The organism is Marinobacter sp. MIT930201 (genome assembly GCF_047122665.1).
Classification (GTDB): Bacteria; Pseudomonadota; Gammaproteobacteria; order Pseudomonadales; family Oleiphilaceae; genus Marinobacter; species Marinobacter salarius.
This window is the reverse complement of the sequence record NZ_CP138916.1, coordinates 1,708,694-1,725,305: the sequence shown is the minus strand read 5'-3', so window position 1 is coordinate 1,725,305 and position 16,612 is coordinate 1,708,694. Positions and strand designations below refer to the sequence as shown.

General features: G+C 59.4%; 13 protein-coding genes. 5 read left to right on the top strand and 8 right to left on the bottom strand.

The window, feature by feature from the left end; translation table 11 throughout:
• Positions 1-11: 11 nt before the first annotated feature.
• The 8 genes from SIC19_RS08015 to SIC19_RS07980 all read right to left on the bottom strand — a co-directional run bounded on the left by SIC19_RS08015 (position 12) and on the right by SIC19_RS07980 (position 9,507).
• A complete protein-coding gene (locus tag SIC19_RS08015; protein WP_227662381.1) occupies positions 12-1,694 on the bottom strand; it encodes an AMP-binding protein in 1,683 nt (560 codons plus the stop codon).
• A gap of 64 nt (positions 1,695-1,758) precedes the next feature.
• Complete coding sequence (locus SIC19_RS08010; RefSeq protein WP_075195369.1) at positions 1,759-2,337, bottom strand: peroxidase-related enzyme; 579 nt, start codon at positions 2,335-2,337, stop codon at positions 1,759-1,761.
• Positions 2,334-3,242, bottom strand: coding sequence for a hydroxymethylglutaryl-CoA lyase (locus SIC19_RS08005; protein ID WP_075195368.1), 909 nt, complete (start codon positions 3,240-3,242; stop codon positions 2,334-2,336). The genes SIC19_RS08010 and SIC19_RS08005 overlap by 4 nt, the downstream gene beginning before the upstream one ends.
• The gene (locus SIC19_RS08000) at positions 3,242-5,239 is read right to left on the bottom strand and encodes an acetyl/propionyl/methylcrotonyl-CoA carboxylase subunit alpha (protein WP_075195367.1); all 1,998 of its coding nucleotides are present in this window, start codon (positions 5,237-5,239) and stop codon (positions 3,242-3,244) included. The genes SIC19_RS08005 and SIC19_RS08000 overlap by 1 nt, the downstream gene beginning before the upstream one ends.
• 2 nt (positions 5,240-5,241) lie before the next feature.
• Positions 5,242-6,048 (bottom strand): enoyl-CoA hydratase-related protein, encoded by an 807-nt coding sequence (locus tag SIC19_RS07995; RefSeq protein WP_075195366.1) that lies wholly within the window; start codon positions 6,046-6,048, stop codon positions 5,242-5,244.
• Positions 6,049-6,062: 14 nt separating this feature from the next.
• Positions 6,063-7,670, bottom strand: coding sequence for a carboxyl transferase domain-containing protein (locus tag SIC19_RS07990; RefSeq protein ID WP_075195365.1), 1,608 nt, complete (start codon positions 7,668-7,670; stop codon positions 6,063-6,065).
• Positions 7,671-7,868: 198 nt separating this feature from the next.
• Positions 7,869-9,035 carry an isovaleryl-CoA dehydrogenase gene (locus SIC19_RS07985; protein ID WP_075195364.1) on the bottom strand — a complete coding sequence of 389 codons (1,167 nt, stop codon included), beginning with the start codon at positions 9,033-9,035 and terminating at the stop codon, positions 7,869-7,871.
• Between the two features lie 25 nt (positions 9,036-9,060).
• A complete protein-coding gene (locus SIC19_RS07980; RefSeq protein WP_127402279.1) occupies positions 9,061-9,507 on the bottom strand; it encodes a MerR family transcriptional regulator in 447 nt (148 codons plus the stop codon).
• A gap of 102 nt (positions 9,508-9,609) precedes the next feature.
• Here SIC19_RS07980 and SIC19_RS07975 point away from each other — a divergent pair, with 102 nt between their 5' ends.
• The 5 genes from SIC19_RS07975 to SIC19_RS07955 all read left to right on the top strand — a co-directional run bounded on the left by SIC19_RS07975 (position 9,610) and on the right by SIC19_RS07955 (position 16,609).
• Entirely contained in the window at positions 9,610-10,371 is a 762-nt protein-coding gene (locus SIC19_RS07975; protein WP_127402278.1) for an SDR family NAD(P)-dependent oxidoreductase, read from the top strand.
• 713 nt (positions 10,372-11,084) lie between these two features.
• Positions 11,085-12,395, top strand: a complete 1,311-nt coding sequence (locus SIC19_RS07970; protein WP_007153314.1) for a nucleotide sugar dehydrogenase — start codon at positions 11,085-11,087, stop codon at positions 12,393-12,395.
• Between the two features lie 93 nt (positions 12,396-12,488).
• Positions 12,489-13,973: a glycosyltransferase family 2 protein gene (locus SIC19_RS07965; RefSeq protein ID WP_041334401.1), complete on the top strand. Its 1,485-nt coding sequence runs from the start codon at positions 12,489-12,491 to the stop codon at positions 13,971-13,973.
• A 63-nt stretch (positions 13,974-14,036) separates the two neighbouring features.
• A complete protein-coding gene (locus SIC19_RS07960; RefSeq protein WP_051946516.1) occupies positions 14,037-15,218 on the top strand; it encodes a PilZ domain-containing protein in 1,182 nt (393 codons plus the stop codon).
• Positions 15,219-15,232: 14 nt separating this feature from the next.
• On the top strand, positions 15,233-16,609 hold the full coding sequence (locus tag SIC19_RS07955; protein WP_127402277.1) for a tetratricopeptide repeat protein: 1,377 nt from the start codon (positions 15,233-15,235) through the stop codon (positions 16,607-16,609).
• The last annotated feature ends 3 nt before the right edge of the window (positions 16,610-16,612 follow it).

Below are 16,612 nucleotides of genomic sequence, written 5' to 3'. Positions count from 1 at the left end.
CGAACTGGGGTTTATGGTTTAAGCCCCATCTCCTCGATAGAAATCTCCCGCATCTTGAACTTCTGGATCTTCCCGGTGACGGTCATCGGGAATTCATCCACGAACTTGTAGTTCCTGGGGATCTTGAAGTGGGCGATTTTGCCTTTGCAGAATTCCCGCAGCTCGTCGCCGGTGACGGGGTCGGCGTCGGGGCGTAGTTTCACCCAGGCAATGAGTTCTTCGCCGTATTTGTCGTCGGGGATGCCGGTCACCTGCACTTCCTCGATGGCAGGGTGGGTGTAGAGGAATTCCTCGATTTCTTTCGGGTAGATGTTCTCGCCGCCGCGGATGACCATGTCCTTGATGCGGCCGACGATCTGGATGTAACCGTCTTCGTCCATGGTGGCCAGGTCACCGGTGTGCATCCAGCCGGCGCTATCGATGGCTTCGCGGGTTTTCTCGTCGTTGTTCCAGTACTTCAGCATCACGCTGTAGCCACGGGTGCACAGCTCGCCGATTTCGCCGCGTGGGACCACGTTGCCGTTGCCGGGGTCGACGATTTTGGTTTCCAGGTGGGGCTGGGTGCGGCCCACGGTGGTGACCTGTTTCTCGAACGGGTCCAGGGAGCTGGTCTGGGTGGACACGGGGCTGGTTTCGGTCATGCCGTAGGCAATCTGCACTTCTTTCATGTTCATCTTGCCGTTGACCTTTTTCATCACCTCTGCCGGGCAGATGGAACCAGCCATGATGCCGGTGCGCAGGGTGGAAAGGTCGTAGGTTTCGAAGTCCGGCTCGGCCAGTTCGGCGATGAACATGGTGGGCACGCCGTACAGGGCGGTGGCTTTTTCCTGGTGCACGGCCTGCAGTACGGATTTGGGCTCGAAGCCTTCACCCGGGTAGATCATGGTGGCGCCATGGGTGATGCAGCCCAGGTTGCCCATCACCATGCCGAAGCAGTGGTACAGGGGCACGGGAATGACCAGGCGGTCTTTCTCGGTGAGCAGTTGGCTCTCCGCCACAAAGTATCCGTTGTTGAGGATGTTGTGGTGGGTGAGGGTGGCGCCCTTGGGGTTACCGGTGGTGCCGGAGGTGAACTGGATGTTGATGGGGTCATCGAACTGCAGTTGGCCCTGTACCTTGTCCAGTTCTTCCTGGCTGACGTCGCTGGCGAAGCCGACAAACTCGGCCCAGGTCCACATGCCGTCGTGCTTGTCTTTGTCCAGGTTGATCACGGCGCGCAGCTCGGGCACTTTCTGGGCTTTGAGCTTGCCGGGGGTGGCGGCTTTCAGTTCGGGGGCCAGGTCGTAGACCATCTTGCGGTAGTCAGAGGCTTTGAAACTGTCTGCGGTGACCAGCACGGAGATACCGGCCAGGTTCATGGCGTAATCCAGTTCGTGCAAGCCGTAGGCCGGGTTGATGTTGACCAGGATGGCGCCCACCTTGGCGGTGGCGAACTGGGTGACGGTCCACTCGTAGCGGTTGGGGGACCAGATGCCTACGCGGTCGCCGCGTTTGACGCCGATGGCCATGAAGGCGCGGGCGGCTTCGTTGACCTTTGCCACGAACTCTTTATAGGTCCAGCGGATGTCCTGGTGCAGGGCGACCAGGGCTTCGGTGTCCGGGTATTTTTCGGCGGTGCGGTCGAGCATTGCGCCGATGGTCATGCCCAGCAGGGGTACTTCGGAGGTACCGCTGGTGTAGCTGGGAAGAGTCATGCTCATGGTGTCTGCCTCCATTGTTTTTGTCGTCGAGGGCAAGCTGCAGGTTTGAATCAGCCTGCTAGCGGCTCTGGTTGTGATATTCAGGATTCGGTTGCATATCGCTGGCGATGGCCACCCGATTGGACATGTTGTAGAAGCCAATCAGGTTGCTCAGGTCCCAGATAGCACTGTCGCTGAGGCCAGCGTCCCGCAGGGCCTGGGTGTGTTCTTCGGTAACGGTCGCCGGGGAGCGGGTGAGGTGCGATGTGAAATCGAGCATGGCGCGCTGGCGCTTGTCGAGTTTGGCGCTGCGGTAGTTCATCACCATGTGTTCGCCCAGCACGGGGTCGCCACTCAGCACCCGCACGGCAGCACCGTGGGCCACCAGGCAGTAGAAGCACTTGTTTTCGGAGGACACCACGACAGCGACCATCTCGCGTTCCAGTTTGCTGAGTTCGCCTTCGCCGAGCATCAGTTCGTTGTAGAGCCGGGTAAAGCCCTCAAGCTGCTTCAGGTTCTGGCTGTACGCGGTCAGAACATTGGGGATCATGCCGAGTTTTTCCTGGCAGATCTGGAAGTACTTCTGGGTGTCTTCCGGCATGTCCTTGATCTCGGGGATCGGGAGATCCAGGGCGACGACGTTGTTGTGATGGCTCATGAGCAGTTTCCTCCGAGAGCTTGGCCGACTTTTGAGCCGTTATGGCGTTTGAGTTGTCCACTGATCCACTCGCCGGTGGTGACCAGTTTGTCCAGATCGACGCCGGTCTTGATGCCCAATCCGTTCAGAAGGTATAGCACGTCTTCCGTGGCGACGTTGCCGGAGGCGCCCTTGGCGTAAGGGCAGCCGCCGAGGCCGGCAACAGACGCATCAATCACCGAGATGCCTTCTTCCAGCACCGCGTAAAGATTGGCCAGGGCCTGGCCGTAGGTGTCGTGGAAGTGGGCAGCGAGCTTCTCAATCGGCACTTCGGCGGCCACGGCTTCGAGCATGCGTTTGGCTTTCAGCGGGGTGCCCACGCCGATGGTGTCGCCCAGGGAGATTTCGTAGCAGCCGAGTTCGGCCAGGGCCTTGGCGACTTTGGCCACCTGTTCGGGGGCGATGTCGCCCTCGTAGGGGCAGCCGAGCACGGTGGAGACGTAGCCGCGTACCGGGATGTGGTGTTGTTTGGCCGCTTCCATCACCGGCAGGAAGCGCTCGAGGCTTTCGGCGATGGAGCAGTTGATGTTTTTCTGGCTGAACGATTCCGACGCAGCGCCGAACACGGCGACTTCGTCCACCCCGGCCGCCAGGGCGTTTTCGAAGCCCCTGAGGTTGGGGGTGAGCACGGAGTAGCGCACACCGGCTTTACGCTTGATGCCGGCCATCACCTCGGCGGCGTCGCCCATCTGGGGCACCCATTTTGGCGACACGAAGCTGGCGGATTCGATGTGGTTGAGGCCACAGTCGGCCAGCCGGTCGATCAGGCCGGTCTTGATGGCGGTGTCGATCACCGGGCCGGGTTCGTTCTGAAGGCCGTCCCGGGGGCTCATTTCAACCAGTCTTACCTGCGTCGGAAAGGCCATTAGCCTGCCTCCTCGTCGTCGGTGACTTCGATGGCGATCAGTTCGGCGCCTTCGGACACCTGATCGCCTTCGGCGAAGAAGATGTCGGTCACCACACCGTCGGCCGGGGCCTTGATGGCATGCTCCATTTTCATGGCTTCCATGATTACCAGGCTCTGGCCGGCGGTCACGGTGTCGCCTACCTTGGTCTGTACCGCCACGATGGCGCCGTTCATGGGCGCGGCCAGGCTGCCTTCACCGGCCATTTCCTCGAAGCCGTAGGTTTCCCGGTAGAGGATGCACTGGAAGGTGTCGCCTTCGTAGAAGAGCACCAGCTGATCGTTGTGCAGGTTGCCGTGAACGCTGATGCGGTGGCCGTTGATGACCGCCTGCAGGTAGTCGTCGTCCAGCTTCGCCGTCAGGTTGTAGACACTGTCACCCACAAACACCTGATAGCGGTCGTCCCGTTCCAGCACTTTCAGTTCGTGGATGTCCTCACCCACCTGCAGTTGCAGGGGCTGGGCGTATTCAGAGTTCATGCGCCAGCTGTTCTGGCGGCCAAAAGGCGACCAGGGGTCGGTGCTGATCACTTCCCGGGACTTGCGCTGTTCCAGCACGAAGCCGGCGGCCAGCACCAGGGCCTTGTGGGTGTCGAGCCGGGATTTCGGGAACAGCAGTTCGCGATGGTCCTCGATAAAGCCGGTGGTCAGATCCGCTTCCCGGAACGGCTGGGCGTCGGCCAGGGCGTGGAGGAAACGGATGTTAGTTTTCACGCCGGCGATGCGGTAGTGCTCCAGAGCCTGCACCATACGGTTGATGGCCTGGTCCCGGGTTTCGTCCCACACGATGAGCTTGGCGATCATCGGGTCGTAGTGGATGCTGATGTCGTCGCCTTCGGTGACGCCAGTATCCACCCGCACGTGGGCGCTTTCATCGGGCGTGCTCAGGTAGCGCAGGTTGCCGGTGGCGGGCAGGAAATCCTGGTCCGGGTCTTCGGCGTAAATACGTGCTTCCAGGGCGTGGCCCCGGGTTTTCACTTGGGACTGTTCCAGCGGCAGCGCATCGCCCCAGGCGACTTTCAACTGCCATTCCACCAGGTCCTGGCCGGTGACCATTTCGGTGACCGGGTGCTCTACCTGCAGGCGGGTGTTCATTTCCATAAAGAAGAAGGAGCCGTCCACGTCGTAGAGGAATTCCACGGTGCCGGCGCCGACGTAGTTGATGGCCTGGGCGGCTTTGACGGCCGCTTCGCCCATGGCTTTGCGGGTGTCTTCGCTCAGGCCCGGGGCGGGGGCTTCTTCCAGCACTTTCTGGTGGCGGCGCTGAACCGAACAGTCGCGCTCGGCCAAGTAGACGCCTTTGCCGCTCTTGTCACAGAACACCTGAATCTCCACGTGGCGTGGCTGGGTCAGGTAGCGTTCGATGAGCATGTCCGGGTTGCCGAAGGCGTTCTTCGATTCCCGCTTGGCGGCGGCCAGGGCATCGTCGAAGTCTTCCATTCGCTCGACCACGCGCATGCCTTTGCCACCACCGCCGGCGACGGCTTTCAGCAGCAGTGGGAAGCCGCACTTCTCGGCTTCCTTGCGCAGGGTGTCCGGAGTCTGGTCGTCACCGTGGTAACCCGGCACCAGGGGCACGCCGGCTTTTTCCATAATGGCCTTGGCGGCGGACTTGGAACCCATGGCCGCGATGGCGGAGGAGGGCGGGCCGATGAACACGATGTTGTTGGCTTCGCAGGCTTCGGCGAACTGGGTGTTCTCGGAGAGGAACCCGTAGCCCGGGTGAACGGCCTGGGCGCCGCTTTCTTTCGCCACCTCGATGATCTTGTCGGCTTTGAGGTAGCTCTCGGAGCTGGCTGCAGGGCCGATGTTGAAGGCTTCGTCAGCCATGGCGACATGGCGCGCGTCGGCGTCGGCGTCCGAGTAGACAGCGACAACGCGAATGCCCATGCGGTGGGCGGTCTGTATGATCCGGCAGGCGATTTCGCCCCGGTTGGCGATCAGGATTTTGCTGAACATGGTTATTCTTCCTCCGGAACCCAGTTGGCCTTGCGTTTGTTCAGGAAGGCACCAAGTCCCTCCTGCCCTTCGGCACCCACCCGGATGTCGGCAATGCGTTGTGCGGTATCGTCGATCACATCGGCGCTGATCGGCTTGTGGCTGACGGCAAACACCAGGTCTTTCGCCGCTTTCATGGCTTCTGGGCCGTTGATGGCCAGTTGCTGCAGCATCTCGTTACAGCGTGCGTTCATGGCTTCAACATCGTCACAGACGATGTGCACCAGGCCGTATTCCTGCGCCTGCGTTGCGGAAAACACTTCGGCGGACAGGAAGTAACGGCGGGCCTGGCGCTCGCCAATGGCGCGTACCACGTAGGGGCTGATCACAGCGGGGATCAGGCCGAGTTTCACTTCGCTCAGGCAGAAGCTGGCTTTCTCGGTGGCGAGCACGATGTCGCAGCAGGCGGCCAGGCCGACGGCTCCACCGAAGGCAGCACCCTGCACCAGGCCGATCACCGGCTTGGACAGGTGGTTAAGCACGTTCATCAGCCGCGCCAGTTCCCGCGAGTCGTCCAGGTTTTCCTGGCGGCTGTTGTCCGCCATGCGGCGCATCCAGCCCAGGTCCGCGCCAGCGGAGAAGTGCTTGCCCTCGGAGCGCAGGATGACAACGCTGGTGCTGTCATCGGTGTTTACGGCTTCCAGCGCGTTGATCAGTTGCTGGATGATGACGTCGTCAAAGGCGTTGCGTTTGTCCGGGCGGTTCAGCACCACCTCGGTGACGCCGCCGCTGCGGCGATTGAGTAGAACCGCGGTTTCCTGTTCGGTCATGGTGTTCTCCTCCGTCACATGCGGAACACGCCGAAGCGTGTTGGCTTGGCCGGGCGGTTCAGGGTGGCGGACAGGCTCAGGGCGACCACTTCCCGGGTCTGGGCCGGGTCGATCACGCCGTCGTCCCACAGGCGGGCGCTGGCGTAGTAGGGGTGGCCCTGATGTTCGTAGGAGTCGACGATGGGCTTCTTGAACTCGGCCTCTTCATCGGCACTCCACTCCTGGCCTTTGCGCTCCATGCCTTCGCGTTTGACGGTGGCGAGTACGCCGGCGGCCTGTTCGCCGCCCATCACGGAGATGCGGGCGTTGGGCCACATCCACAGGAAGTCGGGGCTATAGGCGCGGCCGCACATGCCGTAGTTGCCGGCGCCAAAGCTGCCGCCGATCAATACGGTGATCTTGGGCACCTCGGCGCAGGCCACGGCCATGACCATCTTGGCGCCGTGCTTGGCGATGCCTTCGGATTCGTGCTTCTGGCCCACCATGAAGCCGGTGATGTTCTGCAGGAACAGCAGCGGGATGTTGCGCTGGCAGCACAGTTCAATGAAGTGCGCGCCTTTCTGGGCGGACTCGCTGAACAGGATACCGTTGTTGGCGATGATGCCCACCGGGTAGCCGTGGATATGGGCAAAACCGGTCACCAGGGTCTGGCCGTAGTAGCGTTTGAATTCGTCGAATTCGGAGCCGTCGACGATGCGGGCAATGACGTCGCGCACGTCGAACTGTTTACGCAGGTCGGTGCCGACAATGCCGTAGATTTCTTCGGCGTTGTACAGCGGTGCCTTGGGTTTGCGGATCTCCACGTCGGCCGGTTTGCGGCGGTTGAGATTGGAGATGCAGCGACGGGCGATTTCCAGGGCGTGGGCGTCGTTCTCGGCGTAATGATCGGCCACCCCGGAGACTTTGCAGTGCACGTCGGCACCGCCCAGGTCTTCGGCGCTGACGACTTCACCGGTGGCGGCTTTTACCAGCGGCGGGCCGGCCAGGAAGATGGTGCCCTGGTTGCGCACGATGATGGATTCGTCGGCCATGGCGGGTACGTAGGCACCGCCGGCGGTGCACAGGCCCATGACGACGGCGATCTGGGGAATGTCGTCGGCGGACATGCGGGCCTGGTTGTAGAAGATGCGGCCGAAGTGGTCGCGGTCGGGGAAGACGTCGTCCTGCCGTGGCAGGTTGGCGCCGCCGGAGTCGACCAGGTAGATGCAGGGCAGGCGGTTCTGCAGGGCGATTTCCTGGGCGCGCAGGTGTTTCTTGACCGTCAACGGGTAGTAGCTGCCGCCTTTAACGGTGGCGTCGTTGGCGATGATCATGCATTCGGTGCCGGAGACGCGGCCGACGCCGGCGACGACGCCTGCGGCCGGGACTTCTTCGTCATAGACGTTGTAGGCGGCGAACTGGCCCACTTCCAGGAAGGGGGAGCCGTCGTCCAGCAGGCGGTTGATGCGTTCCCTTGGGAGCAGTTTGCCGCGGGCGATGTGGCGTTCCTGGTAGGAGGGGCCGCCGCCTTGCTGGATGGTGGTTACTTTGTCCCGCAGATCGGCCACGGCCTTGGCCATGGATTCCTGGTTGGCCTGGAATTCTTCGGACCTTGGGTTCACTTTGCTTTGCAGTATCGTCATTTTCCTGGCCTCGAGTTACGGGGCTTCGGGACTGACAGGGTGTCTTTCCGGGACACGCTACGAGCACGTCCATGTGCGCTTGACTCCGGCCATCCATGGCCGGAGACATTCCCGGAAAGACACCCCGCCAGTCCCTCGTCATACTTTGGGTGCTGGCCTCTTTAAAGCTGTAAGGACCAGTGGCTTTGAGCTGCTTTATCAGTTGTTCAGGTACAGCTCGCGACCGATCAGCATCCGGCGGATTTCGGACGTGCCAGCGCCGATTTCATACAGCTTGGCGTCCCGCAGCAAACGGCCTGTCGGGTACTCGTTGATGTAGCCGTTACCGCCCAGCAACTGGATGGCGTCGAGGGCCAGCTTGGTGGCCATTTCGGCGGAGTAGAGGATCGCGCCGGCGGCGTCTTTGCGGGTGGTGTTGCCGCGGTCGGCGGACATGGCGACCATGTAGACGTAGGACTTGGCGGTATTCATCCAGGTGTACATGTCAGCCACTTTGCCCTGCACCAGCTCGAATTCACCGATGGCCTGGCCGAACTGTTTGCGCTCGCGGATGTAGGGTACGACTACGTCCATGGCGGCCTGCATGATGCCCAGCGGGCCGCCGGAGAGCACGAGGCGTTCGTAGTCGAGGCCGCTCATCAGGACTTTGGCGCCGTTGCCTTCGCCGCCCATGACGTTTTCCTTGGGCACTTTGGCGTCTTCGAACACCAGCTCACAGGTGTTGGAGCCGCGCATGCCGAGTTTGTCGAGCTTCTGGGCCTGGCTGAATCCCGGGGTGTCGCGTTCCACAATGAAGGCGGTGATGCCGCGCGGGCCGGCAGACGGATCGGTTTTGGCGTAGATCACATAGACGTGGGCGTCGGGGCCGTTGGTGATCCACATTTTGCTGCCGTTGAGCACATAGTGGTCGCCGGCGTCTTTGGCGCTGAGTTTCATGGAGACGACGTCGGAACCGGCGTTGGGTTCGGACATGGCCAGGGCGCCGATGTGTTCACCGCTGATGAGCTTGGGCAGGTACTTTTCTTTCTGCTCGTCGGAGCCGTTGCGGTTGATCTGGTTAACGCACAGGTTGGAGTGCGCGCCGTAAGAGAGTCCCACGGATGCAGAGGCACGGCTGATTTCCTCCATGGCGATGACGTGTGCGAGGTAGCCCATGCCGGAGCCGCCGTAGGCTTCGTCAACGGTAATACCCAGCAGACCCATGTCACCGAACTTTTTCCACAGGTCGTTGGGGAACAGGTTGTCATGGTCGATGGCTTCGGCGCGGGGGGCGATTTCACTGGCGGCAAAGCCGTTGATCTGCTCGCGCAGCATGTCCAGGGTCTCGCCGAGGCCGAAGTTGAACTCTGAGTATTGTGATTTCATGGTTGGCTACCTTTTGATCTTGCTGTTATTTCTGCTCGGTGGACTCAGGCTCTTTGGTGGTGGCCTTTGTCTGTTTACGCTTTCGTTGTTGCAGGTCAGCAAGCGCCTCGCGGCATCTTGCTTCTGCGGTGTCCATTTCCATTTCTGCCTGGGCAATGTCGTTTTTCTGTTGCTCCAGTTGCGCCCGTTTGCGGGCCAGGGTGTCCAGCATCAGCAGGAGCTGTTTTTCGTTGCCGCTGAGGGTTTCGTCCCACAGGTCAAAAAGCTCCTTGGTTTCCGACAGGGAAAAGCCCATGCGTTTGCCCCGGAGGATCAGCTTCAGCCGCACCCGGTCCTTCGAGCTGAAGATCCGGGTCTGGCCGCGCCGGGTGGGGTGCAGTAGACCCTGATCTTCGTAGAAGCGTACGCTTCGTGTCGTCACGTCGAACTCTTTGGCCAGCTCGCTGATGCTGTAAGTTTTCTTGATGTCCATAGAGATTTCCTTTTTAGACTTAGGTTAGATAAAGTTTACGTAAACGTAAAGTATTTTTAAGGCCCGATTTCAACCAACAGATATGTGAAACAGGAGTGAATGATGGAATTCAAAAATGTGGCAGCGATTGTAACAGGCGGTGCATCCGGCTTGGGCGAGGGCTCAGCGCGTGCCCTGGCGGCAGCTGGGTGCCGTGTGGCGATTCTGGATGTTCAGGATGAGCAGGGTAGAAAAGTGGCGGAAGACATTGGGGGCGTCTTTATTTACTGCGACGTGACGTCTTCTGAGAGTGCGGAAGCTGCGTTCAGCGAAGCCCGTAAGGCGCATGGGCCCTGCGGCGTGGCGGTCAGCTGCGCGGGTATTGCTCCGGCCGCAAAGATCCTGGGCCGGGATGGTGTGATGCCGCTTGAGGCATTCAGCAAGGTGGTTCAGGTCAACCTGATTGGGTCCTTTAACATTCTGCGTCTCGCCGCGGCCGATATGGCCCAGCGGGAGCCCAACGCGGATGGTGAACGAGGGGTCATTATCAACACGGCGTCTGTGGCGGCTTACGAGGGCCAGATTGGCCAGGCAGCCTACAGTGCGTCAAAGGGTGGCGTGGTATCGCTGACACTTCAGGCCGCCCGCGAGCTTGCCCGGGAAGGTATTCGGGTCAACACCATTGCTCCGGGAATCTTTATGACGCCAATGATGGCGGGCATGCCACAGGAAGTGCAGGACAGTCTCGCGGCCACGCTGCCTTTCCCCAAGCGATTGGGCAAGGCTGAAGAGTTTGGCATGTTGGTGGATCAAATGGTGCGCAACCCGATCCTCAACGGTGAGGTTATCCGCCTGGACTGTGCACTGCGCATGGCGCCTAAATAAAGCAGCAGCGCGTTAACACGAATCTCGTCTCTTTGGTGAGGTTCAGTGGTGGAGCTCAGTCGGTGATCGGCTGAGTTTCACTGTCTTTGAGCGGTATTTTTCTCGATACGACCCTGTATAACGACGAAAGATTCAAATGGGTTCCATACGAAAAAATCGCGTTTGATTCGATTTTATAATATCGATTTTTATTTTTTTGCGATTACGAAATAGAAAAGCGCACTCCTTTCTCTCATATGTACCTTATCGGTGCATGCTCTGATGATTTCCTTTTTCATTTCTTCTGCGTTGTCAGGCGACTAGATCTTTCCTGTATTCCAATTGTGCACACTGAAAATCAAGACATGTATCTCTTGCCTATAGTTGAAATTATCTTTTCGTAACAGGCATTTAACGTTTCGTTACGATAGTTTTCTGGCTGTTGGAACGCTGTGGACGACGTAGATCGCTTGCCGGTGATTTGTCCGTCTTCGTGTTCCCCCAACTCAAACTGGATACTCAAAAGGCGCATCAGGGCAACGTTTTCTGTTGAGCGTGCCTGTTCGTAATCAGACACCGGTCGCGGGGAAAAGTTCAAAAAAGAACCTCTTTTCCGATTTCGGGGTCGCTGTACCGAGCCTTTTGAGTGTCATCAGTCAACCAGTAGTCAGTCGTTGGATTCATGGCGGCTCCCGGGTGGGAGTCGCTGGATGACAGTCAGGGGAGTAAAGGATATGCGAGTCAGTATTTTTGGTTTGGGTTATGTCGGGGCGGTGTGTACCGCCAGTCTGGCCCAGCGGGGGCATCACGTGGTCGGTGTGGATGTGTCGCCCATCAAAATTGATCTGATCAACAGCGGCAGGTCTCCCATTGTGGAGCCGGGGCTGGAGGAGCTGCTCCGGAGCGGGCGCGAGAACGGATTCATCAATGGTGTTACCGACGGGCACATCGCGGTTCAGGAGAGTGAGCTGTCGATGATCTGCGTGGGCACGCCCAGCAAGCCGAATGGCGATCTTGATCTGCAGTTTGTCGAGAAAGTGTGCGGCGATATCGGTAATGCCCTGAAGGACAAGGGCGACTGGCACCTGGTAGCGGTGCGTAGCACGGTGCTGCCCGGAACGGTTCGTGAGGTGGTCATCCCGGCTTTGGAGAAAGCGTCCGGGAAACGCGCCGGCGTTGATTTTGGTGTGTGTGTGAACCCGGAGTTCCTGCGGGAAAGCACGGCGATCAAGGATTATGACCACCCTCCGATGACGGTCATTGGTGAGCTCGACGAACGCTCCGGCGAGTTCCTGGCGCGGATATACCAGGACCTTGATGCCCCCATCATCCGTAAGCCCATCGAAGTGGCTGAGATGATCAAGTACACCTGCAACATCTGGCACGCGACCAAAGTCAGCTTCGCCAACGAGATCGGCAATATTGCCAAGTCGATGGGCGTGGACGGCCGGGACGTCATGGACGTTGTCTGCCAGGACAAGAAGCTGAACATTTCACGCTATTACATGCGTCCGGGCTTCGCCTTCGGCGGTTCCTGCCTGCCCAAAGACGTGCGGGCACTGACCTATCGGGCCAATCAGATGGACGTGAAGCACCCGCTGCTGAGTTCCATCATGAGCAGCAACAATGAGCAGGTTGCCCACGCCTTCAAGATCCTCACCAGCTATGGCTGCCGCAAGGTGAGCATGCTCGGCCTGAGCTTCAAGTCCAACACCGACGATCTGCGGGAAAGCCCGCTGGTGGAGCTGGCCGAGATGCTGATTGGCAAGGGGTATGACCTGCAGATCTTCGACCGCAACGTGGATTACGCCCGCACCCACGGCGCCAACCGCGAATACATCAACCAGAAGATTCCGCACCTCTCGAACCTGATGCACAGCGACCTGCGTGGCGTGATTGATCACGCGGACGTGATCGTGGTCGGCAATAACGACGAGCTGTTCGAAACGGTGATTTCGGAAGTGCCTGAGGGCAAGCGGGTGATTGACCTTGTGGGCTTCATGAAGACCACAAGTACCGAGGTGCTGGAAGGCATCTGCTGGTAGGTCTTCACCCCCATGCGTGACGTCCTGGTGCCCTGGTGGGGCGGGGCGTCACGCTCAGAAAACGCACGGAATGTTATTTCAGGAACGGACGGCATGTCTTATATCTCAGACAACATAGTGTCCAGAACAGGCGGTTGGCTGCTTTTTCTCTCCGTACTCGGGGCGTTGGCGATCTCTTTGCCCACTACCTACACGGTGAGGGGCGGCGCCCACTTCCTCCTGGTCATCGGGGTGATTGGTATCTGGCGGTACTCCGTTGGGTTTATCCACTTTTTGCGTGCGATGTATTTCCTTAAATGGGCATTCCCCAAGATTCGGCGCCGGGCAAAGGCGTTGGGCGAAGACGCCGCTCCGTCCCATGTCTATCTGATGGTGACCAGTTTCCGTATCGATGCCGACACCACGGCCATGGTTTACAACTCTATTATCCGCGAAGCGGTTGAGTGTGGTTGGCCGACAACGGTGGTGGCATCGGTGGTGGAGCTTTCCGATGAAATGCTCATGCGGGCAATGTGGCGGAAGCTTGACCCACCCAGCCACATCAGGCTCAAGATTGTGCGCATTCCGGGGACCGGTAAGCGGGATGGTCTGGCGTACGGCTTTCGTGCCATTTCACGGGATCTGCCTGACGAGAATGCCGTGGTGGCCGTGGTGGACGGCGATACCGTGCTGGAACCCGGAGTGGTACGTAAAACCGCCCCTTACTTCCGGTTGATGCCGAACATCGGCGCGCTGACTACCAACGAGTTTTGCGAGGTGCGCGGCAGCTATCTGATGTCTGAATGGCACAAGCTGAGGTTCGCCCAGCGCCACATGAATATGTGCTCGATGGGGCTGTCGTATCGGGTTTTGACGCTCACCGGTCGCATGTCGGTATTCCGGGCCAGCGTGGTTACGCGCCCGGAGTTCATCAGCGACGTGGAGTATGACTCCCTGAAGCACTGGCGGCTGGGCGAATTCCGCTTTCTGACCGGCGATGACAAGTCCAGCTGGTTCAGCATGATGCGCCTGGGGTACGACACCTTCTATGTGCCGGACGCCACGATTCGCACAGTGGAGCATCCACCTGATCCCAGCTTTATCCGTTCTGCCCGTCAGCTGATGTTTCGCTGGTATGGCAACTCCCTGCGGCAGAATTCACGGGCTACCAAGCTTGGCCCCCGGCGCCTTGGATGGTTTACCTGGTACGTGCTTTATGACCAGCGCATTTCAATGTGGACCAGCATCCTGGGGCTGACTGCGGCTATCGTCGCGTCCATCAAGTACTCCGGTATTGTGCTGGTGGCCTACCTGCTTTGGATTGGGCTTACCCGTTTGGTGCTGACGTTGCTGCTTATCACTACCGGACACTCGGTCGGGCCAGCCTATCCGTGCATTCTCTATTTCAACCAGATCTTCGGCTCGCTGGTGAAAATCTATGTCTTTTTCCGGCTCGACCGACAGTCGTGGACACGCCAGAAAACCCGGTTCAGCGCGAACAACGCGTCTTTCCAACAACGCATGAACCGTTGGTCATCAAGAGTGATGACGATATCCGCAGGCAGTGTCTTTCTGGCGGTGGTGATGAAGCTGGTATAGCGCAAGGGGAGTTTTTCTTATGTACACCAATCATCGTTGGGACAACACACAAGGATCAAAGCAATGAATATGGCAGCAAGTAGGGCAGATATTGAACCGCAGTTTGTCCATGAATCCGAGGCACAGCGACAGTATGCCCGGGTAAGAATTCCGGCCAAGCTGTTTGTAAACCTTGGTGGCTCAACCCACAACTTTCCAGTGGCCGATCTTTCGGCCGGTGGGTTCAGTGTCAACACGGGCCTGGAGTCGTTTCGTCAGGGCCGGGTCTACAAGGGTCGCCTGGTGTTCAAGGTTGACGGCTTTGATCTTGCCATTGACGTGAACTTTGTCCCGCGCAGTTTCGATTCGATGAATGATCGCTGTGGGTGTGAGTTTCAGGATCTGGGAGCCCGGGAGGTTTCCGCCCTGAGATACCTCATTACCGCATTCCTCAGCGGTGAAGTGGTTTCCGCCGGCGATGTGCTCAACACGCTGTCCCGCGAAAACTTCACCAAGGCCCGCAAAGGCAAGGGCAGCAATGACCTTGGATTCTTCGGCAAGCTTCGCGCCATGGTCGGAAGCCTGATCGTGATGTTGATAGGTCTGTTTGCGATCAGCTTTGTGGTCTCCGAGCTGTGGGACATCTACTTCGTAACCAAGGCGGAGTCCGCCATGGTGGCGTCGGAGCAGATTCCCCTGCGGATTCCCAAAGACGCCAAGGTCACAACGCTGGTCAAGCCTGGGCAGGAGGTTAAGGCGGGCGAGGCTATCGCTACTTTTGACGCGCCCATGATGTCTTATGTGAATGACCTGGTTGGAGAGGGCAACTACAGCGTCGGCCAGATCGAAGAGCTGTTGGACCAGCGGGTTCGGGGAACGATCACCAGCCCCTGTGACTGCAAGGTGGTGAACATGAGGCCGGCGGAAGACCAGTACATGAGCAAGGGTGAGCAGCTTGCGGTTATGGCGCCGATGGACTCGTCCGCCCACGTTGTTGCCAACTTCCCGTTTAACCAGGGTGAAAAGCTCGAAGAAGGGCAGCAGGTGATATTGCGGCTCCCCAACGGCAAGGAACAGACCGGGCACATTACGTCGCTGTATGTGAACTCCCAGGCTCAGGGCGGGCTGGTTGACGTTATCAGTGCGTCTATCGAATCCGCCGAACCGCTGCCGATTGAAGCAATCGGACGCCCCATTGGTGTCACGGTCGACCAGTTCCGGATGCCGAGCCTGCAGAAGGTTGTTGAACGGTTTTCGGAAGGTTGAGGGAGTTGCGGAGCATGAAGCGAGTAGCGTGCATTGCCGGTCTGTTCACTCTGGTGCTGTCTGGTTGCGGCAACCTGCCCGACATTCAGCGGGCTGAGAAGGCTGCTGCCGAAGGTGACGTTCAGGAGGCCCGGGCGCAGTTGGAAAAGCTGGCGAAGTTTGGCCTGGCGGACGCCCAGGTGGAGCTGGGGGATCTTTATGGTGCGCAGGACACACCGGAAGCACGCCAGAAGGCGCTGGATTGGTACAGGAAGGCCGCGGAGCAGGGTAGTGAACGAGCTGCTATCAGGATAGGCAAGATGAATGCGCGGGAAGGGGAAACCCCGGAGCAGCGGGCCAATGGCGCCCGTTACCTGCGCAAAGCGCTTGCGGAAGGTGATAAGACGGCGTTGATCCCGTTGATCAACCTGTACATCCATTTCCCCCGGGAGTTCCCCAACGGCAAACCGCTTGAGCTGATTCAGCAGGCGCGGGAAGCCGGCGATCCCAAAGGTGACGTGGCTCTGGCTCGCTACTACCTGCTGACGGACCAGTTCGAAAGCCACACGGATGAAATTGAAGGGCTGTGCGCGCCCATTGCCGAGGCCCAGCCCGAATGCTTCCAACTGCTCGCCAGAGTGTATCTGGTTGACGGCCGGAGTGAGGATCTGAAGGCACTTGTTGACCGGGCCAAGCAGGCCTGGGAGCAGGGCAGTATTGAAGATCGCGATCTGTACCTGTTCGCGCGGTGGTTGTCGGACGACGAAACCCCGCAAAAACAGGTGGCTGCCACCAACGAACTCTACCAGATGTTGACGCCCGACTACGTGCCCGCCCTGACGGCGCGCGCCAAGTTGATCATGGAGAACAACTACCTCGCTGAACCGAAGGTCGTTATCGAGATGCTTCGGGAGGCGCGAGCCAATGGTGACCTGAAGGCGTCGCTGTCACTGGCCCGGGCCTATGAGCGAGGCCGCATTGTGCCGACCGATCCGAAGAAGGCGATCGAGTACGCCATGGAAGCGCGTGAAAAATACCCCTCGGCGGAATACCTGCTCGGGCGCATCTACAAGCGTGGCTATCTCGGGGAGCCAGATCCGGAGAAGGCCAAACATCACCTTCTGGCCGCTGCGCGCAGGGGGTTTCCAAAAGCGGATTACGCCCTCGCGGAGTTGTTCTGGGAGGCAAAGGGGATCGAGGTCAACCGGGTTTACGCCTGGAGTTTCGCGTTGCTGGCCGTGGAAGGCGGTGTTGAACGCGCGAAGGAACTGATGGTGGACATGGTGTTGACCCTGCCAAAGCACACCGAAGAAAGAGCTGAAGCTCTGTACCAGCAGGAACGTGCTGCACGTCGCCAGATGATGGCCGAGGGTGCTTCGGGCCCCGCAAAGACCACGAAACAAGGAGGATAAGCT